Raw genomic sequence first — 24,274 nt, forward strand, 5'->3', positions numbered from 1 at the left:
AAACTCGGAGAAAGCATGGATAAAGTACTTATTCGCGAGCTAAAAATTGAAACTGTAATAGGGATCTACGAGTGGGAAAAACAAATACAGCAAATATTGCTCATCGATTTAGATATGGCTTGGGATAATAAAATGGCTGCTGCCACTGATGATTATCAACATGCCTTGTGCTACGAAAGTGTGTCTAATCGCCTCACTGCATTAATCACTCAAAAACCCGTTGAGCTAATTGAAACTGTCGCAGAAATGATTGCCGAGTGTTTGATGACTGAATTTAAGGTTGAAGGCGTTAAAGTGACAGTGATGAAACCTGGTGCGGTACCTACTGCAGTCTCTGTTGGTGTGGTTATTGAGCGCGGTCAATTTTAGTAACATGTTTTAGCACTATTTAATCATCTTTTTATGTTTGTTCTTTATATTACAGAGTGAGTTAATGGCACGTATTTATATCAGTCTAGGCACTAATATTGACCCTGTTGCACACATGCAGTCAGGATTAATTGATTTGCAGCAGCAATTTGGCCCATTACAGTTATCAAGGATGTTTGAAAGTGAAGCAGTTGGGTTTCAAGGTACCAATTTTTTAAATATGGTGGCCGCAGCTGATACCGATATGAGTATTGCTGAGGTGGTTGCCAGCTTTAAACGAATAGAAAAGCAAAATGGCCGCATTCGCGGTGAAAAAAAATTTAGTCCACGAAGTTTAGATATCGACTTACTGCTTTATGATAATGAAATTTGTCAGCAACCGGTTGAACTGCCTCGAGGTGAGATTTTATTTAATGCTTTTGTATTGTGGCCGCTGGCAGAAATTGCGCCGCAATTAACTCACCCAATAACGCATCAACCCTATCAATTACTTTGGGATAATTACGATAAATCTAGCCAGCATATTTGGCCGATTGAGTTTGACTTCCCTGCAACACTGACACGTTAATATTATAAAGGACAATCATGGAAACCATTCAGGTTATTATACTTGCCATCATTCAAGGGCTAACAGAGTTTTTACCGATTTCAAGCTCCGCTCACCTGATTTTGCCGGCGCAAGTTTTAGGCTGGCAAGATCAAGGTCTTTTCTTTGATGTCGCTGTTCATATTGGTTCATTATTAGCGGTAGTGATCTATTTTAGAAAAGAAATATGGCTCATGCTCAATGCGTGGATAGCGAGCATGGTTAAAGGTGTTCATACCCAAGACAGTAAATTAGCTTGGTGGATCATTTTAGCGACATTACCGGCGGTGTTCTTTGGCTTTATGGCAAAAGATTTAATCGAAACCTACCTTCGTGGCCCTGGGGTAATTGCTATCACAACAGTTATATTTGGTTTGCTGTTGTGGGTCGGTGATAAAATGGCCCGTAATGAGCTAACCGAGTATCAAACCGGTTGGAGAAAGGCGCTATTAATTGGTTTTGCTCAAGCGTTGGCGATTATTCCAGGCACGTCACGTTCAGGTATTACCATCACCGCCGCTTTGATGTTAGGTCTAAACAAAGAAGCTGCAGCACGCTTTTCATTTTTAATGTCAATACCGGTGATTTTAGGTGCGGCGATTTTAATGACTAAAGATGCCGTTTCAAGTGACTTGGTGATTAATTACGGTGAGGTGCTACTGGGTATCGTGGTTTCGTTTTTTGCAGCCTATACTTGTATTTACTTTTTCTTGAAAATTATCAGCAAGATTGGCATGACCCCATTTGTGCTGTATCGCCTAACTCTTGGCGCAGTATTATGTGGCTTTATATTCCTGTAATATAAACCACAATAGATTAATCATTATGAGAGACAAAATCATCAATGATTAATAAAATAAAAAACGGGTGTTATCACCCGTTTTTTATTCCTTAAATTTAGCTGTAAAGTCTAGGACGTTTTCTGTAATGAACTCAATTTTGATCTGCCCTAAGTGTGCGACAGCATTGCATTATCATCAGGCCTCAGCAGGCTACTATTGTGATAATAAGCATCATATTGATAAAAATGCCCAAGGCTATTTATCCTTTGTTACCTCAACCAAGTTCAAGGGCGCGAATGAGTCACGTCAGCAACTGCGCTCGAAACGCTTTCTTATGGCTGAAGACTTATTTAAACCGTTAATGGATAAACTGAGTGAGTCATTTAATCAATTGATTGATGGGCGCACCGAACTACAGCACCTGAATTTTAGCTGTGCAGATGGTCTATATTTGCGACACCTTGCTACCAGCACTAATGTTGATGTTAGCCATTGGGGCGTTTCTGAAGCTGAGAACGCACTATTTGCAGCCAGCAAAGAAAATACCCCAGCTAGTCTAATCCTTACCCCTTATAAGAAGTTACCTTTTGCTGATAACAGTTTAGATATCGTGTCGCTATTTGACGTGGCTTTAAAAGGTAAAGAGTGCCTAAGGGTGTTAAAAGACAGCGGTCGATTATTAATGTTAGTGCCCGGTCCTCGGCATTTATGGCAACTGAAGCAGCAGGTATATGACAATTTAGCGGAAAAGCCATTGCAGTTGAATTTACCCAAGCAGATTGAAGTGGTTAATACAAAATCGATTAGCTTTACTGGTGATGTGAGCGGCGAACAAGCGATGACACTGTTGGAGATGAACCACCTTGCATGGCGGGTTAATGATCAATTAAAGCATCAAATTAAGAGTCATCCTGTGACAGGGTTAGAATTTGATTATGTATTGATTACTGCAAAGCTAGCAGAAGCTAAGTAAGTTTATTACAGAGTTAACGTTTGCGCGGCATGCCCTTATGTTGATTTAATCCTGCAGATACAATTAAGGCTTGAAATGGTAAACGACTTAAGTCTGTTTACTATGTTCAAGCCTTAATAATCAACCTATAAAAATAAGCTAATTTTCATGGTTTCTTACTTTTTGTAAGAAGAAGCCATGTTATCGATGCGATCGTTTGCACGCTTAGCTTCAGCTTGAGCGTCCATAGAAGCTGCTTTAGAATCTTTCACATCAGCAGATAATTTGCTTTGCTCTGATTTTAAAGAGCTAACTTCAGAAGATAGTTGATCAACTTTGTTACCTAGGTTAGCAACACTTTCTTCTAAAGCAGTAGTGTTTGCACAACCACCGATAAGAGCAGTCATGGCAACACCAGCAATCATTAATACTTTCTTGTTCATGGAAAATCCCTTCATTATAGGTTGTAATAAGTTGCTGAGGCGTAATACCCAACAGCCTTTTAATTATGTCACAGCTATTGTATTTTGCTACACAAATTGGCAAAAAAAATCATAAAAAACAGCGTAAACCCAATTAATATAAGGATATTCATCTGTAGAAATTTGTAAAAAGGCATAATCTACGGCGTTAGTATTAGGTTAATCACTCTGATATTGAAGTAGTGCTAAGGTTTCGTTTAGTGCATCACGAATGCTTAAACGTTACAATTGCAACGCTTATTGTACTTGGCTTTTTTTATACAGGCTAATGGCCTCAGCTCTGCGTATGCTCAACTGCTGTTTAATTTCTGCGCCCTTAAACCCATCACTAATCACCTGTTGCACATCGACCTCTTTAGCAATGTTAAAGCAATGGGTTAAAAACTCGCTTTGAGGATACTGCGCTTGCTCAAAACCTGTTCGACCTTGAATATCGGCCTGACAACATAATAGTAAGTCTGTTAAGCGTTGCGGTTTGCGCCAAAAATCACCCTTATCAAAAATCTTTATAATGGTTTCAGCGCGTAACTCTAGCGCATTATGGATATTTTGATGTTGGTCGCTACACAGCAGTGCCAATTCCTTGTATTCATTTGGGGCTTTAATTCTTTGTACTAGCTTTTTGATTATCGGTAAGCCCTTTTGGCCGTGCCCATGATGTTTTGGCCAAAGCTCTGCAGGGGTGATGGCCTTACCTAAATCATGAACCAAAGCGGCAAAACGAATGGTTTTTTTATCAGTGAGCTTAGCCGAGGCTTGCAATACCATCATGGTATGAATGCCTGAGTCAATTTCTGGATGCCATTTTTCAGGCTGAGGTACGCCGAACAAGGCATCTATCTCAGGAAATAGCACCTTAAGCGCCCCACAACTACGCAGCTGCTCAAAAAAGACTTCAGGGTTCTGACTACTTAAAGCTTTATCTAGCTCTTGCCACACGCGCTCAGGCGTTAAATACGCTAACTCGCCTGAGTCACAGATACTTTGCATCAGTGCTATTGTTTCTTGGGCGATAGTAAAACCAAGGTGGGCAAAACGCGCCGCGAATCGGGCAACCCGCAGAACCCGTAATGGATCTTCAATGAATGCATCCGACACATGGCGTAATTGGCGACTTTCAATATCCGCCATGCCGCCATAGGGATCGTATAGATTGCCTTGGTCATCTTGGGCCATGGCATTAATGGTTAGATCGCGACGCAGTAAATCCTGTTCCAGTGTTACCTCTTTATTGGCATCGCAGCTAAAACCAGAATACCCCTGGCCGCTTTTTCTTTCGGTACGTGCTAAGGCATATTCTTGTTGGGTTTTAGGGTGCAAAAAAACGGGGAAATCACGGCCAACTTGACTATAGCCAAGGGCGAACATCTCCTCGGTTGAACCGCCCACTACCACATAGTCTTTGTCTTTGACTGGAAGTGATAAAATGCCGTCACGAACAGCGCCACCCACTAAATAGATTTTCATAAATGTTTTTGCCTAAGGAGCTTTATCTTAAGTATCTTAAGATAAATCTTAGCACGACTAACATTTCTGCTGCTAAATTTTGACAAGCAGTACGGCAAGATATAACTTGAGCCGTCAGTTATAGATAAGGATTTTTGGCCCGATGTATAAAGCATTTTATGGATTAAATGATAATCCATTTTCAATCGCACCCAACCCACATTATTTGTTCTTAAGCGACCGTCACCGAGAAGCATTAGCGCATTTAACCTATGGTCTGGGCGAGACCGGTGGCTTCGTGTTATTAACTGGTGAGGTTGGCACTGGCAAAACCACTGTGTCACGTTGTTTATTAAAGCAATTACCTGAGCACACGGATACTGCTTTTATACTTAATCCTTCATTAACTGAACAAGAGTTACTGGCAACCTTGTGTGATGAACTTGCCATTAGCTATGGTGATGCTCCATCAATTAAACAACTGACCGACTTAATCAGCCAGTATTTACTCAATAATCATAAAAATGGCCGCAATACCGTATTAATTATCGATGAAGCGCAGCATTTGCGCCCTGAGGTGTTAGAGCAACTAAGATTACTGACCAACCTTGAAACAGATACCAAAAAACTGCTGCAAGTGATTCTTATTGGCCAGCCAGAATTACAGCAACTGCTTAAGCGTCAAGAGCTACGTCAGTTAGCCCAGCGAATTACCGCAAGATATCATTTGTTGCCTTTGACCGTTGAAGAGATAGCCTTGTATGTGCAACATCGATTACAAGTCGCAGGGCGTTTTGAGCCGTTATTTTCTAAAAAAGCCTGCAAAGCATTACATAAGTACAGTGGCGGTATTCCACGCTTAACTAACCTGTTGTGTGAACGAGCCTTAATGGCCGGTTATGGCCAATCAAAAGTGCCAATCGATCAGCATATGGTTAAGCAAGCTGCTGCTGAAGTATTAGGTGAAATGCCGGTTGAGACTCGCTCCCATTGGCCTTTAACCATTGCTGCGACATTAGTGATTACCTTTGGGGTGTCTTTTTATGGCTTTTTTCCTCAACAGGTCGGCTCAGAGCAGGCGAGTGCTTTAGTCAATAAACAAGCGGTTGATAAAGTAGCTGTTATTGAAGATGTTGTCCCTGTGGCATTAACACAAGTTAATCGCAATCAAAGCATTGTCCGCGCCGCAATGGCGCAAAGTCGCAGCATTGATAATGCATTTGCTGGACTGTTTGCCTTATGGGGAAAACAACCCATTATTGGTTTATCTTCTTGCCAAGCAGCGACTGAGCAAGGGCTGTTGTGCCATCAGCAGCAGGGGAACTGGAACAGTATTGCAAGGCTTAATTACCCGGCGGTGGTGTATTTAGAAGATCAGCAAGCTAAGCAATTCTATGGGGTTGTGGTAGCTCGCGAAGGTGAGCAAGTATTACTGCAATTAAATGAGCAGCAGCTTTGGGTCAGCAAGGATTGGTTTAACCGTCATTTTAGCGGCACCTTTGAAATTTTATGGCAAACCGATGGAGTAATGCCAAGTGAAATTGGTCAAACATCCAGTTTGTCGCAAATTCAATGGTTAGAAAATAACTTAGCCTTGGTGCAACAACGAGCGCCGAGATTATTAAACCGTTTCGATGATACCTTAGAGCAAGATTTAATGGCCTTTCAGCGTCAACATGGACTTAAATCTGATGGCATAGCAGGGAACCAAACCTTGGTGCAGCTTAACTTATACCTCAGCAAGCAAGGCCCAAGATTAACTAAAGTAGGGCGCAGCTAATGTCTATTTTATTAGATGCCGTGACCAAAGAAAAACAGCAACAGATGGGCGAATTACCTGATGCGGTATTAACCCCAAGGGCTGGTTATAAACCAGCGACTAACCAGCATTGGTTACGTCAGCTTTGGGGCAAGGCGCTGGTGTTAATCTCAGTGATCTTATTAGGTGTGTTATCTGCTTGGGGCTTAGCGAGATTAGTGAAACCGACTTTAACGGCGAATTCAGGGGTAAGTTCTAGTCAGGAAAATGAAGCTGTTAAGCAAGCCACATCGCAGCAAAGCCAGAGTTCCAATACCGCTCAAGCAGATAGTGGTGAGATAAGAATTGCCAATAAAGTGGCTTTGCCCTTGGCAAAACCACAAGCTGTTGCTGGCTATGACTTATCTTCAAATAACTCGTCTTTAAATAGCTTATCTTCAAGTGATTCACCTGCAAAGAGTCCATCAAATAGTGGTGATAATACCCAGTATGAATATCGCTTGAATGAGAGTAATCGAGGTCAAGTAAGCTCACTATCGCAAAATGAGCTTGCAGCCACCGCTGTAAGTTCAACAGGTACTGCAAATGCTAGCTCGAATAACTCCCAAAGGCAGTTAACTGCCGCTGAGTTAACCGCGCTCTATGGCGAAGATGCGATTATTTTAGGGGCCAATTCTAACTACAAGCAAACATCGGATTTAACTGCACTGCAGATGAAAGTGGCAACCGCAGCTGAAAACGTCAATTTTGAGCAGCAAGGCGTGAGCAATGAAGTGACCGCTACCCAAAACACCCCAGAAAAAAATCAGTTAACTGCTGAGCAATCGAATAATTTAATGGCCGCTTTTCAAGCCGCTCTTAAAGATGTTGAATATGAAGAATCAGCCAATAAACCTGTGACTGAAGCTGAGTTTGACCCAATCCCTACTCCGAAATCAGATAGCATCCCTAAATACGGTGAGCTACCTGCCAGTGTGCAATTACAAGTACCAGAGTTTAATATTCAGGCTCATGTCTATTCTTCTGATGCAAATAATCGCTGGTTAAACATTGATGGTGCAGAGCTTCAAGAAGGCGATGTGATCAGTGGTAAGCTTAAAATTATCGAAATTAGACCCAGAGATGTGGTACTTGAAATCGATGGCTCAGAGTTTAAAGTGCCAGCAATTTAGTTTGGGTAACTTCTTTAGTTAATCTCTGATTTTAATAAAGGCGCCAATGGCGCCTTTATTGTTTTATCTGCGCTACTAGCGCAGAGTATCGGGCCTGCACAGACTATTAGCGCTTAGTTATTAGCTCTGATTATTTTAGCGCTTAGTCTGAAAGCTAACACCTTAGCTATGGATCTGATTAGCGATTAAAATCGTTAAGCCATAACCCACGGAGTAACACAGTAATAATGCAGGAAAGTATTTTAAGTAACTCACAAAGGTGAGCTCTTTTATCTTACTCATGGCAATAATCCCCGCAGCAGAGCCAATGACTAGTAGTGAGCCTCCGACACCGACAGAATAGGTTAAACCTAACCATTGGGCTGTGGTGAGTACTGGCTCTGCTTTAAGTAGCGCCGCAGTCAGTGGTACGTTATCTAAAATTGCTGAGCCTACTCCGGCAAAATAGTTCGATATCGCTGGGTTATACAGCCCATAAGCCTGCGTCAGTAGCTCCAAAGTGCCAATTTCTTTGAGCATGCCTACAAGCAATAAAATCCCTAAAAAGAATAGTAAAGTGTCAAATTCTACTTGGCGAATGTACTCTAAAATTTGAATTTCTTCTTTTTTAGTGTGACTGGTACGCCCAACTAAAAACATCACCGATAATCCAGCAAGAAAGGTAAGCACGGGCGGAATATCAAATAAGATATTAAATAGCATTGTCAGAACAATCGTGACTAAGAAAATCAGTCCGATAATGATATCAATAGGGTTTAGTTGTTTATCTACCGGTGTGGTACTGACATGACCTTCAGCGTTTAGAGAGAACAACAGCGCTAATAGCATCACACTAATGCCGGCAGGTAAAAACAAAATCAGTAGTTGTGACATTTGCACTTTACCGGCAAGAAATATCATTAAGGTGGTGACATCACCCGTTATCAAGGCTACTCCGCCTGAGTTAACCGCGAAGATAATTAATACTGCCATACGGCGACGCATTCGACTTGCTAAATTAAATGTGGTTAATAAGCCTAAGGACACCAAGGTGGCAGTGACATTGTCACAGAAGGTGGATAGCACCAGTGCAAAAAGGCCGACTTGCAGCATCAGCATTCTGACAGAAACTTGCTGCGGAAAGATTTTTTGTACTAACAGCTGGATCATGCCTTTGGCGTTGAGATAAGCCACAAAGGTCATTGTCGACATGAGAAATAACCACAAGGTGGCAATTTCCAGTAAATTGTCGTTTAACTCTGCGGCAATGAACGGGGTTTTGTCGGTGCCAGCAGCAGAGATGAATAAACTAATCCAAGCAATACAGCCAAGAAATAGCGTGGTTTTGGCTTTGTTAATATGAGTGACTTCTTCAAACACAATACTGAGTAAGGCAAGTACTGCCAGCGATATGAGAAAGACTTCAAACATATTGATATTTCCATTGCTGCTTAGCAAAGCTAGATTGCTAAAATGAAAGTAGGCAAACCAAGTTAATATTGGTTTGTTTCAGTGCGCGGAATTTCATCACATAAACAGGGTTGTTGCAACTTCGTTCTTATTTGGTTACAAAAAAGGGATTAATAGCAATGCTATCAACCCCTTTTATTTTATCGGGCGATTACAGTGCTTTTAACGCCGCAAAAGCTTTATCTGCTGCCGCTAGGGTCATTTCAAGTTCTTCTTCGCCATGAGCCATTGATAAGAAGCCTGCTTCATAAGCACTTGGTGCTAAGTAAACGCCTTCATCTAGCATAAGGTGATAGAAGTTACGGAAATGCTCCATGTTGCACTTAGTCACTTGATCAAAACTAGTAATAGGGCTGGTGTCTTCAGTGAAGAAGAAGCCAAACATGCCGCCAACATAGTTAATGTTAAGTGGTATACCGTGCTTGTCTGCAGCGGCTTTAAAGCCTTCTGCAATACGTTTAGTTTTTGCTGCTAACTCGTCATAAAGACCGTCTTGGCAAAGGGCTTCCATTTGTGCAAGACCTGCAGTCATCGCAATTGGGTTACCTGATAAAGTACCTGCTTGGTAAACTGGGCCAGTAGGTGCAATAAACTGCATCACATCCTTACGACCACCAAAAGCGCCCACTGGCATGCCGCCACCGATTACTTTACCTAGGGTAGTAAGATCTGGTTTCACATTGTAGTGACCTTGAGCGCCGCTTTTAGACACGCGGAAGCCTGTCATTACTTCATCAATGATCATCAATGCGCCGAATTCATCACAAATTGCTCGCAGGCCTTCTAAGAAGCCGGCAACCGGAGGAATACAGTTCATGTTGCCAGCAACTGGCTCAAGAATAATACAAGAAATCGCTTCAGGGTGTTGCTCGAAGATAGCACGTACTGAATCTAGGTCGTTATAAACCGCGGTAAGTGTGTGCTTTGCAAAATCTTCAGGGATACCTGGTGAGCTAGGTTGACCTAAAGTTAACGCGCCAGAACCTGCTTTTACTAATAAACAGTCAGCATGGCCATGGTAACAACCCTCAAATTTAAGGATTTTGTCACGGTTAGTGAAGCCACGTGCTAAACGAATCGCACTCATGGTCGCTTCAGTACCAGAACTTACCATACGAACTTGTTCAATTGATGGCACCATCTCAATCACTTTTTCAGCCATTTTGACTTCAAGTTCAGTCGGCGCACCAAATGAAAGGCCATTTTCCACAGCGTCTAATACTGCTTGGCGAATTTGTGGGTGATTGTGGCCAAGGATCATTGGGCCCCAAGAACCAACGTAATCGATGTATTTTTTACCATCAGCGTCAAAGATATATGCACCATCGGCTTTTTCGATAAACAGTGGCGAACCACCGACACCATTAAATGCACGGACTGGAGAGTTAACGCCACCAGGGATGGTTTGTTTAGCCTGTTCAAAAAGCGCTTCTGAGCGGGTCATGTGTAATCCTTTTAAGTCGTTAGCCAATTATTTATCGGCTTTGCGTGAATACCAATTAACGGGGCACTCGTATTGTTGTAGTTGATTTTCAACCCCAAGTGTTAGAGCAAAAAGTGCCATTCTTATAAGTAAGCCATTATCAGCTTGTCTGAAAATTGCCAGACTAGGATGGCTATTTAAATCATTATCTAATTCATTGGCTTGAGCACGAGAGTCTCTTGGCAATGGATGCATTATCACAGTGTTAGATTTACAGTGTTTGGTGTAAATACTGTGATTTAAACGGAATTTTCCGCGATATTTATCCGCTTCATCTTGTGAAGGGAATCGCTCTTCCTGAATGCGAGTTAAATAGAGTATATCAGCCTGATGTAAATTACCTTCTAGCTGATCTGTAATTGTGATCTGATGACCAGCATTTTCAATGTCACTGATCACATAGTCAGGCATTGCTAAGTCAGTTGGTGAAATTAATGTGAACTTCACATCTTTATACATGCATAACAAACGTGACAAGGAATGTACCGTGCGACCATGTTTTAAATCACCGACCATGGCAATGTGCATGCCGCTGATATCTTGTCCGTGATGCCCCAATTCTTTTTGAATGGTAAATAAATCCAATAAAGCCTGTGTCGGGTGCTCGTTAGCGCCATCACCGCCATTTATCACAGGAACGCGGCTGCCTTGTGCGAATTCTTTAACTGAAAAAGCGTCCGGGTGGCGCATAGCGATAACATCTGAATAAGTCGATAATACTCTTGCAGTATCGTAAAGTGATTCACCTTTAGACAATGAGGATGAGCCCATGCCGACGGTTTCTCTTACGTTGCCACCAAGTAAATTAAATGCGCAACCGAAGCTGACTCGAGTGCGAGTACTAGGTTCGAAAAATAAATTACCTAAAATGGCGCCATCAAGCACTTTGGTTCGTTTTTCACGAAGTGCATAAGGGGTCATATCATTGGCAACGTTGAAAATAGTGTTGATTGAATCAATATTCAGTTGGTTAACTGAAAGGATGTGAGAACCTGTAAACTGTGTCATCAGCCTGATTTCCAATTATTAGGCGAGTAAATAGAACTATCTACTCAGTGGTTATGTAGGGTGGCTGAGGCGAGATTTTAACAGAGAGTGAACCAATATTAAATCATGCTAATGATTATTTCTGTTATTTAAGATCTCACGCCAATTATACTTGCCCAGAACGGATTTCTTGCCATAGGTTAGCCCAGCTAATGACCCCAACGACATTATTGGTATTATTCTGATAAATATACACTTCACCACTGCGTTTTAGTGACAATAGCTCATACACTTCATTTAAGGTTGCGGTATCAGCAACGCCGTGCATCAAATGCCGTGAAAGGGTGGTTTTATCTTCAAAGGACTGCATCTCAAGGCTGAGCATTTCAATTTGGTTATCAGCATTACGTACCATCACTGGGCGGCCTTGCGCACGTTTCATGACTTCAAGCAGTAAGTCATTATCGTCATTAACGATCACAAAGCGTTTATCCATCAGCGCCCGTACGCCTTTCTTTTGCAGCCCAAGATTAACCGGCGGCACTTTATAGCCAAGTCCCATAATGTCCAATTGTTTTAAAAAAACCGAATTGGTATTAAAGCCCTGATAGGCAATCAAAAAGGCGGGGATAGTGACAAACATGGCAGGTAAAATAATCGCAGCGTCATTGGTGAGCTCTAATAGTGCCACTAATGCGGCTAGTGGCGCACTTAAACACACCCCCATCATCGCCGTCATTCCGATCACGGTATAAAGGCCAACATAAGGCGCAATTGACGGGAAAAAAATCGCACTAACAAGGGCTAACATGGCGCCAATTAATGCCCCTATTCCGTACAAGGGGCCAATTAAGCCACCAGGAATGCCAAAACTGATTGCAGCAATGGTGGCGATTATTTTAGCCACAAGCAATGCGCCTAAAAACCATAAACTTGGATGCTCGCTAATGGCGGCTTCAATGGCTAAATCACCAGAGCCTAGTGCTTGTGGCAGTATTAAGCCGATTAAGGTGGTGATGACCGCGGCAATCATTAATCGATAAATTAAAGGCCAATGCTGACCAATGGCGGTCATTTTAAGTAATGAGTGATTAAACAGCGCCGCAGTGCAGCCTAAAACGATACCGCCTATGGCAAGAATTGGGTATTGATCTAACGGAATACGAGTGACGTTGATTAAGTCATATTCATGAATATTGCCGAAAACTAACTGGCTTGATAATGCACCACATATGGCTGAAAGCATGATCGGAAAGAAGTAATGAATCTTGTATTCGCGCACAATCACTTCAAATACAAATAATACAGCGGCTAATGGCGCGTTAAAAATGGCGGCGATACCTGCAGCAATGCCACTGGCACACATAATGCGCACACTGTTGTCAGGCAATTTAAATTTTTCAGCTAAAAAGCTCGCGCTCACCGCGCCAAGGTGAATAGCTGGGCCTTCTTTACCCACTGAAAAATTTGCCACTAGCGCAATTAATGCTTGAAAAAACTGACCCGCAGCCGATGGTAACGGCACTTTGCCGTAATGTAATTTGAATCGGTGTAAGACATAGGCAATGCCCATACGGCGATAGCGTTTGGAACCAATACCAGCCACCAACCAAATAAGTAATGCGCCTAAAATGGGTAAGTAAGTGCGCCAATCACTGACTGTGTCAGTGAAATGGGTGGCTTCAGCAAGGGTATACACTTGTGCCCAGTTCAAGGTTAAGCGAAATAAGATGATCACACCGGAGGTAATGAGAGCAAATAGAAGCGCTAACGCACAAAGTTGCACACTAATTTTCGCTTGAGAAAGTTTATCTCTCAAATCGTTACGAAGATATTTGCGTGTAACTGCTTTGGTGTGAATAATAGCGGCTTTACTAAACTTGAATTGCACTTTATTGCCTAACTTCCATCTGTGGGCATATTGTTAGCATTGTATTTTATTAAAGGCTTGTTACCTAATGTTAAATTATCGTCGCTTGCTGAACCGCTTGCAAGTTTTAGAACGAAAAAAGCGCACTTCAGGTCTGTATTTATTTGGGCTGATTGTGATTAGTTTCACCATTGGGGTGCTGAGCCAACATTTTGTTATGTCAGAAGTGATAGAACCCGAGCTTAATGCGGAAGAAATTCAGGCATTACAAACGGCTTACCAGAAACAATCTCTGGTGATTTCACGGCTTGAAATGGCAGTATCAATTGCTGAAAAAGCCAATAGCAACATGCAAACCATGTTCAAAGAACAACTGCAACAGCAAAAAACTATCGAACAAGAGTTAGCATTTTATCGCAGCTTAGTGTCACCAGAAAAAGAGGTGGATGGCATTGCTATCCATGGTCTCGAACTGTCAAAAGGCTTAGTCGCCAATAGTTATCAATTAAGATTAATTTTGACCCAAAACCAAAAGCGTAAAACCAGCGTTAAAGGGGTTGCAGATATTGTGTTGGTGGGTTTACAACATGAACAGCAAGTTGAAATTTCATTATCTGACATTGATATTGAAAAATTTGCATTTGGTTTTCGCTACTTTCAAATATTTGATACTGAAATGAACCTGCCAGAAGGCTTTGCTTTACAACGTGTAAAAGCGGTAGTGCTAGTCTCAGCTGCCCGCGGGGTACGAGGTGGACGTATTGAGCAAACGTTCGATATCGCAGAGTTACTAGAAAGCTAAAAAAGAACTAAGGGTAATACTTGAACAAATTGGTCAGGTAATAGATAATCCCGATCTGAAACTGAAGTTAGAGGTAGTAATGACTGAACAAACAGATGCAGCAATGCCAATCCAATTTACCGATGCTGCGGCAACTAAAGTTAAAGGGCTGCTAGAAGAAGAGCAGAATCCTGAATTAAAACTTCGAGTATACGTAACTGGAGGCGGTTGTTCAGGTTTCCAGTATGGTTTTACTTTTGATGAAAAAGTGAATGAAGGTGACTTCACTATTGAAAAGCAAGGGGTACAACTGGTTGTTGATCCTATGAGTCTACAATATCTTGTTGGCGGTGAAGTTGACTACACTTCAGGCTTAGAAGGGTCACGTTTCTTCGTGAAAAACCCAAATGCAACAACAACCTGTGGTTGTGGGGCCAGTTTCTCAGTTTAATAGCTAAATTGAGACCAATAAAAAAGCCGTCATGTGACGGCTTTTTTGTGTCTTAAATTGACTATCAAATCAACTAATAATATTGAAGTTCATCCGCGGCTTAAACCACTTCAGCACTTTTGCATTAAAGCTAATCCACACTTGGATTAATGCCAAAATAATTAGCGCTGTAAAGATAATCCAATCAGGCAGTACCATTTGCATAAAGCCAAAATCAAAAGTAGTCGGCCCAGCGACTAAGTTGTCAGGATCATACATAATGACAGGTAGCATGCTATATAAGGCCAGCTGCAAGATCCCGTAGCCACGAAGCATGTATAAAGCCGCTTTTTGACGTCCTGTAATACCGAGCACCATCATTAAGGTCAATATACAGAGCAATACACCTTGCTGGGCCATTAAACCGCTGACGGACGAGATAACGTAGACCGCCAATAAAGCCATTAACCTTTTAGGGAAAACAGCTTTAGTTTGGCTTTCAGCGCTTTGCTCCATTGCGGGAGTATTATCTTTATCAGGGCATATCTCGCTTGTGGTCACATTTTTATCTGTCATGGTTTATATCTGTATTAAAGTATTATGTTTGTGCTTAAGAATTATTTTTTGCTTAAGAGTTAGTGCTTTGATTGCTTTTTCGGCGTTAAACGTGAATCAAGTTCAAATGGTGGGATCACTACACCCAAATCTTCATGAACTGGGAATACGGCAATGAATAAATCATCTTCTTCCATACCGCTTACCCAACGCTGTTGAAATTCATTAAGTGGAATTGATAATGGTTCACAATCACTCCATTCATCAACAGCCCATAATTTTGCCGCATCTTCAGAAGGCCACATTGGAATACAATCTTCATCTTCAGTGGTGAGCATCACGCAGCCATCTTGATCTTGTAGGCTCCAGATTTGCTGCTCTTGCTTAACTTGCTCAACAAGGTAATCGTATCTTGCTTCTGGGGTCATGTTTAATTGGTCGGCAATAGATTTTGGTTTGCTACTCATGGTGTATTCTCAATAAAATAAGTAAATAGGTTGCGGTATTGGCTAAATTGAGCAGCTAAAGAGCAAGCTTTAGCGTTACCAAATCCCGTCGGTGGCTCATGATAACATCGACTTTTAGATTGAAAAAGAAAAGAGCACTCAAGGTGCTCTTTTATTCGTGACTCAATGGCTAATGAGTGTGCTTATGCATTGTCAGCTGGCTTTTCAAAAAAGCGATAAATCAAACCTGCAATAATCGCCCCTGCAATGGGTGCAAGCCAAAATAACCACAGCTGAGATACCGCCCAATCGCCGACAAATAATGCAGGCCCAGTGCTACGAGCAGGGTTAACTGAGGTATTTGATACTGGAATACTGATCAAATGAATTAACGTTAGCCCTAAACCAATCGCAATCGGGGCAAACCCCGCAGGAGCACGAGAGTCTGTGGCACCTAAGATGATTAATAAAAAGAATAATGTCATTACCACTTCAGTAATTAATACCGCCGTTAAACTGTAGCCACCAGGAGAGTGCTCACCAAAACCATTTGAGGCAAAACCGCCTGCTAAACTAAAGCCATCTTGACCTGTGGCAATAAGGTATAAAATACCTGCGCCAGCAATACCGCCAGCCACTTGGGCAATAATATAGGGCGCTAGCTCAGATGCGGGGAAGCGACCCCCAGCCCATAAACCAAATGAAACTGCTGGATTTAGATGGCAGCCAGAAATATGAGCAATGGCAAATGCCATGGTGAGTACGGTTAAACCAAAAGCTAAGGATACGCCCAATAGCCCAATACCTACTTCAGGAAAAGCCGCGGCCAATACCGCACTACCACAGCCGCCTAACACTAACCATAAGGTTCCTAGAAACTCTGCAAACATTTTTTGCGAAATACTCATTTAACCTTCCTTAATTTAAATTGAATACTGCTGTACGAACAAAAATTAATCACTACAAAGAGTTAAGCAGTAATTTACCGTTATTACAATGTGACTTTGTACAAGAGAGGGAATTTAAAGAAAAAGTATTAACGCTGAACAAAGCTTGTGGGTGAAACCCCACTCACTTTTGTTCAGTTATATGCATCGCTTTGATATCGAGTTTTGATAGCGAGTTTAGGTACTAGTATTGTTATCTATTCACTTACTAAATAGCGCTGTAAAAGCTGCCAAGGATCGCCGCTCTACTTGCGCCAGTCACAGCGGGTAAGTTGGCCGTTAAGCCGTGGTGATGTCTCATAGCAAGCCAGGCAAAGGCGATGGCTTCAACCCATTTGGGGTCCATACCGATTGCTGTGGTACTTGACAGGGTAAAGTTAGGCACCAGCATGGCTAAACGCTGCATCAACTCAGTGTTAAAAGCGCCGCCGCCACAAACAAAAATATCGCCAGTATCCGTGAGTTGATTAATATCATTGGCGATTGTCTGACAGCTAAGATCAAGTAGCGTGGATTGAATATCCTCTAGTGCTAGATGAGAAAAATTAGCCAATTGCTGCTCAAGCCAAGCATGATTAAATAGCTCTCTACCAGTGCTTTTAGGATAGGCCATGGCAAAGTACGGGTGAGTTAACAGGTGAGTTAATAACTCGGCATTGGTGTTACCTGATGCGGCCCATTGACCTGATTCATCAAAACTGAGCTGCTGCTGTTGCAGAATGAATGCATCCATGAGGGTGTTACCTGGGCCTGTATCAAATCCAATAACCTGATCAGATTCCCCTGGCAAGTAAGTGATATTAGCAATGCCGCCAATATTTAAAATAATCCGTGGTGTGTGAGCTTTAGCAAATAACGCTTGATGAAATGCTGGTACTAACGGCGCCCCTTGACCGCCTAAGGCAATATCTTTGCGCCTAAAGTCTGCAATGACGTTAATACCCGTGGTAACCGCTATGGTATCCGCATCACCAATTTGTAAGCTGAAACCATGCTCAAGATTGGGCATGTGGCGAATGGTTTGGCCGTGACTACCAATGGCTATGACATCGGCTTTATTAATAGTGGTGGTTGCTAATAATTCGTTGACCGCCTGTGCAAACAGTAAGCCCATACTTCTGTCCATGCGGCCCATAATGTTCAGTTCATTATTATTAGGACTACATAGACGGTGTAATTGATGCAGAACATGCTCTGGAATTGCTACCGTATAGGTAGCGATTAAGCGGGTTTGGTTATTGCTAAAATCAACTAAAACAGCATCGACACCATCCATACTGGTGCCTGACATTAAACCGATATAATACTGAGGTTTATCCATGGTATTGGCTCATTTATGAAGCGGGCTAGATTCTGTATGAAACTAGCCCAACAAAGGAATGGGTGACTAGAGAAACGCTAGTTCAATCGCGGCATCACAGGTTAATTACTGGCATAATGCTGCTGCTTGTTTTGCTCAATTTTAGCCATTATTTGCTTGCTGAGTATATCAAACTGCGCTTTTTCTTTTTTATCAATTGGCTTAGATTGCGGTAACTTGATGGTTCTTGGATTGCGATGCACGCCATTAACGATAAATTCGTAATGTAAGTGAGCGCCAGTAACGCGACCTGTTTTTCCTAAAGTACCAATAATCTGCCCTTGCTTAACGGTTTCGCCACGTTTTACTTTGCGTTTTGTTAGATGCAGATATTTAGTGGTGTAGGTATCGTTATGCTTGATAAAGACATAGTTACCATTGTATTTGTTATAACTTGACTCAATCACTTTACCGCGACCTGCAGCTTTAATAGGGGTACCAATAGCAGCCACATAATCTACCCCACGGTGTGCTCTAACCTGGCCTGTGACTGGGTGTAAGCGACGCGGATTAAAGCTTGAGCTGACATATTTAAAGTCAACAGGTGAGCGAAGGAAGGCTTTTCGCATGCTACTGCCTGTTTCTGAGTAATATTCGCCATCGGTATAACGTACAGCTGTGTAGCGCTCACCTTGGTTAACAAATTCGGCGGCTAAAATGTTGCCGGTACCAATAAATTGGCCATCAACAAACTCTTCTTCAAACATCAATGAGAAATGATCGTCTTTACGTATATCTAGAGCGAAATCGATATCCCAACCAAAAATGTTGGCAAGTTGCATAATATGGTTAGCTGATAAACCGGCGCTGGCTGCAGCGCTCCAAAAATTAGTACTAATATTGGCGGTGATGAACTTCGTTTCTAAGGTAATGGACTTAACATTGACCTTTTCTTCGAATTTATCATCAAACTTTGAAATCAATAGGGTAGAGACTTTGTCCATTTGATAACTAATTTGAGTCACTTCATCTTGGGCATCTTTAGAGACAATAATCTCTTCACCGGGCATGATTTTGAGTAAATTTTTCTTAGATACAGGCAAACGGGTAATTTGATAAACATCTTTTGGACTTAAGCCTGCTCTATTGGCTAAGCCACCAAAAGTGTCACCTTTAGCGACTTTAAAGGTTTTATGTGACAGTAAATCTGCTTCACGATAGGGTACGGCATTTTCAACATCTGCTTGGGTGGCTAATAAGCCGTCTGAGGCTGTCATTAATGGGTTTAAATCAGCAATAGGATTACTTTCTTGCGAAGGGCGAAGCTGAGCATCATTATTACTTGCCGTTATAGTGTTTGCTGGGGCGCTGCCTCCAGGCGGAGTTGGGGTTCTAAAGGCCAGCGGTACAGAGTATTGGCTTTGTTTGTCATTGTTGCTGACATGACCTTCTTCAGACAAAGGGTCTTGGATGCCAATTCTATCGGAAATATCAACTGTACCAGTGTTAGCTTGTTTGGATGCTTGGGCATTATCAGATGGGAATAACACGATAACTATCGTGAGAATAACTAATGAACACAGTGCAATTTGGTGCACTTTAGGGAGCAATTTAAATAAAGTGATAAACTTTGCCATTGACCTAGGTACCAATTTCTCTTTTTCGTTGTAATCCCCTTAGTGTACACACTTTCAATTACTGTGGCTAACAAGTAACATAGGCGTCTTATTTTTTATCCAAGCTGCAGGAGTAGGTGCCGAAATGGCTGATTTAGACCAAGTGTTAGCAGAAATTAAACGCGGTACTGACGAGATTTTAGTTGAGTCTGATCTGCTAGAAAAACTTAAAGAAGGTCGTCCTTTAAGAATTAAACTAGGTGCAGACCCAACCGCTCCAGATATTCATTTAGGTCACACGGTGATCTTAAATAAGCTACGTACCTTCCAAGAGTTAGGTCATGAGGTGATTTTCCTTATTGGTGACTTTACCGGTATGGTTGGTGATCCTAGTGGTAAAAACACCACGCGCCCGCCATTAACTCGTGAAGATGTACTGGCCAATGCTGAAACATACAAAGAGCAGGTATTTAAAATTCTTGACCCGGCAAAAACCCGCATTGAGTTTAACTCATCGTGGTTAGAGTCACTGGGCGCTGCTGGTATGATCCGTTTAGCATCACAACAAACCGTTGCACGCATGATGGAACGTGATGACTTTAAAAAGCGTTATGCTGGTGGTCAATCAATTGCAATTCATGAGTTTATGTATCCATTACTGCAAGGCTACGATTCAGTTGCATTAAAAGCTGACGTTGAATTAGGCGGAACCGATCAAAAGTTCAACCTATTAATGGGCCGTGAGCTACAAAAAGCGGAAGGGCAAAAGCCACAAACCGTGATTATGATGCCTTTATTAGTGGGTTTAGACGGCGTGAAGAAAATGTCTAAATCGGCACATAACTACATTGGCGTTAGCGAGCCTGCAAATGAGATGTTTGGCAAAATTATGTCAATCTCAGATGACCTAATGTGGAGCTACTTTGAATTGTTGTCATTCCGCCCATTGGCTGAAATTGCACAATTTAAGCAAGATGTTGAAAACGGTCAGAACCCACGTGATATCAAAATTGCCTTAGCAAAAGAAATCATCGCTCGTTTTCATGATCAAGCTCAAGCAGACTCAGCACATCAAGCCTTTATTGATCGTTTCCAGAAGGGCGCTATTCCTGATGATATCGAAGAAGTTGAGCTTGAAGCTGGCGAAGGCTTAGCGATTGCTAACTTACTTAAGAGTGCGGCACTGGTTGCTTCAACATCTGATGGCATGCGCATGATCAAGCAAGGCGCGGTTAAAATGGATGGCGAAAAGCTCACTGATACTCGTCAGGTATTTACTGCGGGTATGACCGCGGTATTCCAAGTAGGTAAGCGCAAGTTTGCTAAAGTTTCGCTTGTATAGGCAGACAATAAATTCTGATGGGGCTTAATCCTTAAAAGCAAAAAACGGCTCAATGAGCCGTTTTTTTATGGGTAAAATTTACCAAATAATGGCAATCTACACAGGTTTTTAGCGCGAGTTAACTTTATTGTGACTCAAGTTGATCGGACATGGTTTGATAGTCCATTAAGTCAACTTGTTCTGTCACCCGCTCGGTTTTCATATCGAACTTTAAGGTGGTAACACCAGGCACGGCGATTTCAATAATCTTGCCGGGTTTGCCAAATTGATCACCTGGGCCTCTAAGGTGGTAGTTACCAATGAGTACCACTAAAGAGCCAGTATTAAACATGTGCTCAATATTCAATTTATACTCAAGAACGCCATCATGGGCGCGCTGGAAAAACTCGATAATATGACGACCGCCGGTGTATTTTACATTGGCGGTTTTATCAAAAAAGACGCTTTCACGATTATAAAACTTCTTTAAAGTGCGGTAATCATGGCTGGTTAATGCTTGCATGTATTGCACTGCAAGCTGCTGCTGTTTTGGCATTTCGCCGCTATTAGCCAGGCTTGAAGTGCTCCAAATACTACTCAATAAACAGCATACTAATAAAATGAGTCGCATCTAATGGCCCTTAGTTTTTAAATCGAATGCAGGTAATGATAAATGCCAGCGAATTGCACTTAAGCGAATAATCAAGGTGCTAAACATGGCCAAAAACAGCGCGTAAGTGCTATCCATACCCACTGCAATACTCAAGGTATAACAGATACCGCCAACAATAGAGGCTGTGGCATATATTTCGGTGCGCAGTACCATAGGCACTTGCTGGCATAATAAGTCTCGGATAATACCACCACCGACACCGGTGATTAAACCTAAGATCACCGCAGACATGCCAGATAACCCTAGTTGCAATGCTTTTTCTGCACCAATCACGGTAAACAGAGCCAAGCCAAAGGCATCGGCTATGGGGAGGGTTAACTTAGGTAATTTATGAGGTTTACGAACTAAAATGAAACAGGCAATCACGGTTGCCAAAATGACCACCACATAACTGGGGTTACTGATCCAAAAAACCGGTGTTGAGCCAATAAGCGCATCACGAATACTGCCGCCACCAATGGCGGTCACTGAGGCCAAAACAATTACCCCAAATGGGTCCATTTTATGCTTACCTGCGGCTAATGCGCCTGATAAGGCAAAGACCGCGGTGCCACACAAGTCAAAAAAGTAAATCCACTCAATCATTGCTAAGCTCTTTTAAGTGGATATTGAGTGCATCGACCGAAATACGGATTTCAACTACAGATAAAATCAGTGAATAAAGTAAAAATAATAAACTCACCCCAAATACCATTGAGCCGATATCAAACAGCCCCAAATAAATAAAAATCATGCTAATGACACAGATGGCAAAACTGATGACGCCTGCTTCTTGCATGCGTCTAATAATCTTAATGCGCTGACGAAGGTTTTTAATTTGTTCGCTATTAATTGGCTTACCTGAGGAGCTTAAGTTTCTGATTAAAGCTGCTAATGCGAAAAAACGGTTAGTGTAAGCTAACAACAATAATGAAATAGCTGGGAATAACAAACCTGGGGTCGTTAAAGATATTTGCAGATTATCTAACAAAAGGAGTCGCCTCTACATCAAACAACAAAAATGACTAAGCTGGGTATAATAACCTTTTTATAATAAAGTTACATCGCTTGAAACCACCTTAATGCGGTCCACAAAATCGGAATGGCAATGGTAAAACAAATCCAAAAGCTGATTGCCCATGATGTCAAGCTGATCGCGTTGCGGATATCTTGAGTAAGCGGCATTCTTGATGGGTTTATCTTGCTTAATTCAACTCGTTGCAATTGGTGTTTTAAGATAAATTTTTGCGGCCCGCCTAACTCCACTTCCAACACTTTACTGCCAATGTATAAGCTTGAGTAACCGAACACTCCAGCTGTATGAGCTGGCTGTTTAACTAATGCTGATACGTTTTTTAATTTGCCTTGCAAAATTAAAGTCAGATTCCACAGTAAACTGGGGAGAGCAAAAATGATTTGGTTGAGGGCATAAATAGGGGCGCTGAAGTAGCGGTATTGCGGCACGTAATTAGGCCAGCAATGTTCTAATTGACGTAGCAAATGGATAAATAACACCAAGGGGGCACCGCCAATGGCAAAAAATAAGATGTTGGCGACAGTGCCATAACTTGGGCTGATTAATAGCCTTTCAATGGTGGCTTTACAAATACCGACTTCTGACAAACTATCAGTTTGCTGAATTAGCCATGGGCTCAGTAACTTTTTGGCTCGTTGTTTATCATTAAGCTTTAGGGAGTTTACAACGTCATTCGCGACGGGTCTGAAGCCTGCGTCACTGATGCAAAAATACACTAATAAAAAGTCAAAAAACCAAGGGTACACTGCCAGCGACAAGATAAAGTAGACGCTAAACCACAGTGGTAAAATCAGTAACAGTGTTGCGAGTAGGCCGGCGGTAACTTGCTGTTGAGAAGAACGCTGTGGATGGTTAACTTTCGCGCTTAATTTATTAGCCAGTAGCTGAAAAAAAACAATTGGCTGCAAATGTCTAGGTATTGGCGCCACTCTAGAAATGAGCAACGCCATAAAAAGCACCAGACAGTTGGCTAGAAAACTACCATCAACCGTAATGAGCTGTTGGTAAAAAGAACTATCAAACAATGTCATAGCACCTTATTAGTCCACATCCACAGTGTTAACCCTATTGGCAGAACGACATCATTTTGCTGCCAATAACGGCTAAATTAAATTACCTTGGGCTTCTTTATAGGTTTTTTAGTAATGCAATGACCATTAGTGCTGAGTAATGACCTGCTTTTACAATGTAGGAATCAAAATCAACAGGCGAGTCGTTGTTAGCATTATCTGATAATGAGCGGATGACAACAAACGGCACCTTAAATTGATGACAAACTTGCGCAATCGCAGCGGCTTCCATTTCACATGCCGCCATAGTTGGGAAGTTAGCCAGCATCACTTTTGTGCGTTCAGGATCGCAAATAAAGCTATCACCTGTGGCGATTAAACCTTCAATCACCTTAGCTTCACCTAATGATGAAATAGCCGCTTTTGCGGCAGTGACTAACTTTTCATCAGGGATGAAAGCAGCAGGCTGCGATGCCATTTGACCAATTTCATAACCAAAGGCGGTTACATCAACATCGTGATGACGTACTTCAGATGAAATAACAATATCGCCAATATTTAAACTGTCAACAAATCCACCTGCAGAGCCAGTGTTAATCACAGCGTCAACCTTAAAGTTGTTGATAACTAATGTGGTTGCAACGCTGGCAGCGACTTTACCAATGCCTGAACGGGTGACGACAACATCTTTACCTGAAAGTTGTCCTTCAACGAATTCGATTCCCGCTACAGTTGAGTGTACTGGATTGGTCATTGATTCAATTAGGTGAGCAACTTCAGGTTCCATTGCACCGATAATAGCGATTTTCATAATTAGCGTCTCAAACAGTTCATTTAAATAAT

The 24,274-nt window shown here is 42.0% G+C and carries 25 protein-coding genes; 9 read left to right on the top strand and 16 right to left on the bottom strand.

Annotation, left to right across the window (positions count from 1 at the left end; all coding sequences use genetic code 11):
* The first annotated feature begins 15 nt into the window (after positions 1–15).
* From folB to BCU91_RS09815, 4 genes are all read left to right on the top strand, one after another.
* On the top strand, positions 16–369 hold the full coding sequence (gene folB / locus BCU91_RS09800) for a dihydroneopterin aldolase (RefSeq protein WP_102439273.1): 354 nt from the start codon (positions 16–18) through the stop codon (positions 367–369).
* A gap of 64 nt (positions 370–433) precedes the next feature.
* Positions 434–937: a 2-amino-4-hydroxy-6-hydroxymethyldihydropteridine diphosphokinase gene (gene folK / locus BCU91_RS09805; RefSeq protein ID WP_102439272.1), complete on the top strand. Its 504-nt coding sequence runs from the start codon at positions 434–436 to the stop codon at positions 935–937.
* Positions 938–954: 17 nt separating this feature from the next.
* Positions 955–1,755, top strand: coding sequence for an undecaprenyl-diphosphate phosphatase (locus BCU91_RS09810; RefSeq protein ID WP_102439271.1), 801 nt, complete (start codon positions 955–957; stop codon positions 1,753–1,755).
* 127 nt (positions 1,756–1,882) lie between these two features.
* Entirely contained in the window at positions 1,883–2,710 is an 828-nt protein-coding gene (locus BCU91_RS09815; protein WP_102439270.1) for a methyltransferase domain-containing protein, read from the top strand.
* A 155-nt stretch (positions 2,711–2,865) separates the two neighbouring features.
* On the opposite strand, the gene BCU91_RS09820 is transcribed toward BCU91_RS09815, so the two are convergent.
* Together BCU91_RS09820 and BCU91_RS09825 are read right to left on the bottom strand one after the other, a co-directional pair.
* On the bottom strand, positions 2,866–3,132 hold the full coding sequence (locus BCU91_RS09820; RefSeq protein WP_076542485.1) for an Lpp/OprI family alanine-zipper lipoprotein: 267 nt from the start codon (positions 3,130–3,132) through the stop codon (positions 2,866–2,868).
* Positions 3,133–3,408: 276 nt separating this feature from the next.
* Positions 3,409–4,638 carry a multifunctional CCA addition/repair protein gene (locus tag BCU91_RS09825; RefSeq protein WP_102531387.1) on the bottom strand — a complete coding sequence of 410 codons (1,230 nt, stop codon included), beginning with the start codon at positions 4,636–4,638 and terminating at the stop codon, positions 3,409–3,411.
* Positions 4,639–4,780: 142 nt separating this feature from the next.
* Between BCU91_RS09825 and BCU91_RS09830 the strand changes: the two genes are divergently transcribed.
* Positions 4,781–6,397 (top strand): ExeA family protein, encoded by a 1,617-nt coding sequence (locus BCU91_RS09830; protein WP_102439268.1) that lies wholly within the window; start codon positions 4,781–4,783, stop codon positions 6,395–6,397.
* A complete protein-coding gene (locus BCU91_RS09835; RefSeq protein ID WP_102531388.1) occupies positions 6,397–7,548 on the top strand; it encodes a general secretion pathway protein GspB in 1,152 nt (383 codons plus the stop codon). Before BCU91_RS09830 ends, BCU91_RS09835 begins: the two co-directional genes overlap by 1 nt.
* 162 nt (positions 7,549–7,710) lie before the next feature.
* Here BCU91_RS09835 and nhaD read toward each other — a convergent pair whose 3' ends face one another.
* The 4 genes from nhaD to BCU91_RS09855 all read right to left on the bottom strand — a co-directional run bounded on the left by nhaD (position 7,711) and on the right by BCU91_RS09855 (position 13,358).
* Positions 7,711–8,958 (bottom strand): sodium:proton antiporter NhaD, encoded by a 1,248-nt coding sequence (gene nhaD / locus BCU91_RS09840; protein ID WP_102439266.1) that lies wholly within the window; start codon positions 8,956–8,958, stop codon positions 7,711–7,713.
* 190 nt (positions 8,959–9,148) lie between these two features.
* The gene (gene hemL / locus BCU91_RS09845; protein WP_102439265.1) at positions 9,149–10,441 is read right to left on the bottom strand and encodes a glutamate-1-semialdehyde 2,1-aminomutase; all 1,293 of its coding nucleotides are present in this window, start codon (positions 10,439–10,441) and stop codon (positions 9,149–9,151) included.
* Positions 10,442–10,468: 27 nt separating this feature from the next.
* A complete protein-coding gene (locus tag BCU91_RS09850) occupies positions 10,469–11,488 on the bottom strand; it encodes an aspartate carbamoyltransferase (RefSeq protein ID WP_102439264.1) in 1,020 nt (339 codons plus the stop codon).
* 145 nt (positions 11,489–11,633) lie between these two features.
* Entirely contained in the window at positions 11,634–13,358 is a 1,725-nt protein-coding gene (locus tag BCU91_RS09855; protein WP_102439263.1) for a chloride channel protein, read from the bottom strand.
* Between the two features lie 67 nt (positions 13,359–13,425).
* Here BCU91_RS09855 and BCU91_RS09860 point away from each other — a divergent pair, with 67 nt between their 5' ends.
* Complete coding sequence (locus tag BCU91_RS09860; protein ID WP_102439262.1) at positions 13,426–14,139, top strand: DUF6776 family protein; 714 nt, start codon at positions 13,426–13,428, stop codon at positions 14,137–14,139.
* 79 nt (positions 14,140–14,218) lie between these two features.
* Positions 14,219–14,569 (top strand): iron-sulfur cluster insertion protein ErpA, encoded by a 351-nt coding sequence (gene erpA, locus BCU91_RS09865; RefSeq protein WP_055024237.1) that lies wholly within the window; start codon positions 14,219–14,221, stop codon positions 14,567–14,569.
* A gap of 69 nt (positions 14,570–14,638) precedes the next feature.
* On the opposite strand, the gene BCU91_RS09870 is transcribed toward erpA, so the two are convergent.
* From BCU91_RS09870 to BCU91_RS09890, 5 genes are all read right to left on the bottom strand, one after another.
* A complete protein-coding gene (locus BCU91_RS09870; RefSeq protein ID WP_102439287.1) occupies positions 14,639–15,064 on the bottom strand; it encodes a hypothetical protein in 426 nt (141 codons plus the stop codon).
* A 119-nt stretch (positions 15,065–15,183) separates the two neighbouring features.
* The gene (locus BCU91_RS09875) at positions 15,184–15,570 is read right to left on the bottom strand and encodes a DUF2750 domain-containing protein (protein ID WP_102439261.1); all 387 of its coding nucleotides are present in this window, start codon (positions 15,568–15,570) and stop codon (positions 15,184–15,186) included.
* Between the two features lie 182 nt (positions 15,571–15,752).
* Positions 15,753–16,457, bottom strand: a complete 705-nt coding sequence (gene aqpZ, locus BCU91_RS09880) for an aquaporin Z (RefSeq protein ID WP_102531389.1) — start codon at positions 16,455–16,457, stop codon at positions 15,753–15,755.
* 247 nt (positions 16,458–16,704) lie between these two features.
* Positions 16,705–17,817, bottom strand: a complete 1,113-nt coding sequence (locus tag BCU91_RS09885; protein ID WP_102531390.1) for an anhydro-N-acetylmuramic acid kinase — start codon at positions 17,815–17,817, stop codon at positions 16,705–16,707.
* A gap of 101 nt (positions 17,818–17,918) precedes the next feature.
* Positions 17,919–19,433 (bottom strand): peptidoglycan DD-metalloendopeptidase family protein, encoded by a 1,515-nt coding sequence (locus BCU91_RS09890; protein ID WP_102439258.1) that lies wholly within the window; start codon positions 19,431–19,433, stop codon positions 17,919–17,921.
* Positions 19,434–19,557: 124 nt separating this feature from the next.
* Here BCU91_RS09890 and tyrS point away from each other — a divergent pair, with 124 nt between their 5' ends.
* A complete protein-coding gene (gene tyrS, locus BCU91_RS09895; RefSeq protein ID WP_102439257.1) occupies positions 19,558–20,754 on the top strand; it encodes a tyrosine--tRNA ligase in 1,197 nt (398 codons plus the stop codon).
* Between the two features lie 124 nt (positions 20,755–20,878).
* Here the strand turns inward: tyrS and BCU91_RS09900 are convergent, their stop codons facing one another.
* The 5 genes from BCU91_RS09900 to BCU91_RS09920 form a co-directional block, all read right to left on the bottom strand.
* A complete protein-coding gene (locus BCU91_RS09900) occupies positions 20,879–21,364 on the bottom strand; it encodes a nuclear transport factor 2 family protein (RefSeq protein WP_102439256.1) in 486 nt (161 codons plus the stop codon).
* On the bottom strand, positions 21,365–21,991 hold the full coding sequence (locus BCU91_RS09905; RefSeq protein WP_102439255.1) for a trimeric intracellular cation channel family protein: 627 nt from the start codon (positions 21,989–21,991) through the stop codon (positions 21,365–21,367).
* On the bottom strand, positions 21,984–22,364 hold the full coding sequence (locus BCU91_RS09910; protein ID WP_102439286.1) for a DUF2721 domain-containing protein: 381 nt from the start codon (positions 22,362–22,364) through the stop codon (positions 21,984–21,986). Before BCU91_RS09910 ends, BCU91_RS09905 begins: the two co-directional genes overlap by 8 nt.
* 80 nt (positions 22,365–22,444) lie before the next feature.
* A complete protein-coding gene (locus tag BCU91_RS09915) occupies positions 22,445–23,452 on the bottom strand; it encodes a cobalamin biosynthesis protein (RefSeq protein WP_102531391.1) in 1,008 nt (335 codons plus the stop codon).
* Between the two features lie 97 nt (positions 23,453–23,549).
* Positions 23,550–24,242 (bottom strand): 5'-methylthioadenosine/adenosylhomocysteine nucleosidase, encoded by a 693-nt coding sequence (locus BCU91_RS09920; protein ID WP_102439253.1) that lies wholly within the window; start codon positions 24,240–24,242, stop codon positions 23,550–23,552.
* Positions 24,243–24,274 lie beyond the last annotated feature (32 nt).

Source organism: Shewanella sp. 10N.286.52.B9 (assembly GCF_002873635.1).
In the GTDB taxonomy this organism is placed as follows: domain Bacteria; phylum Pseudomonadota; class Gammaproteobacteria; order Enterobacterales; family Shewanellaceae; genus Shewanella.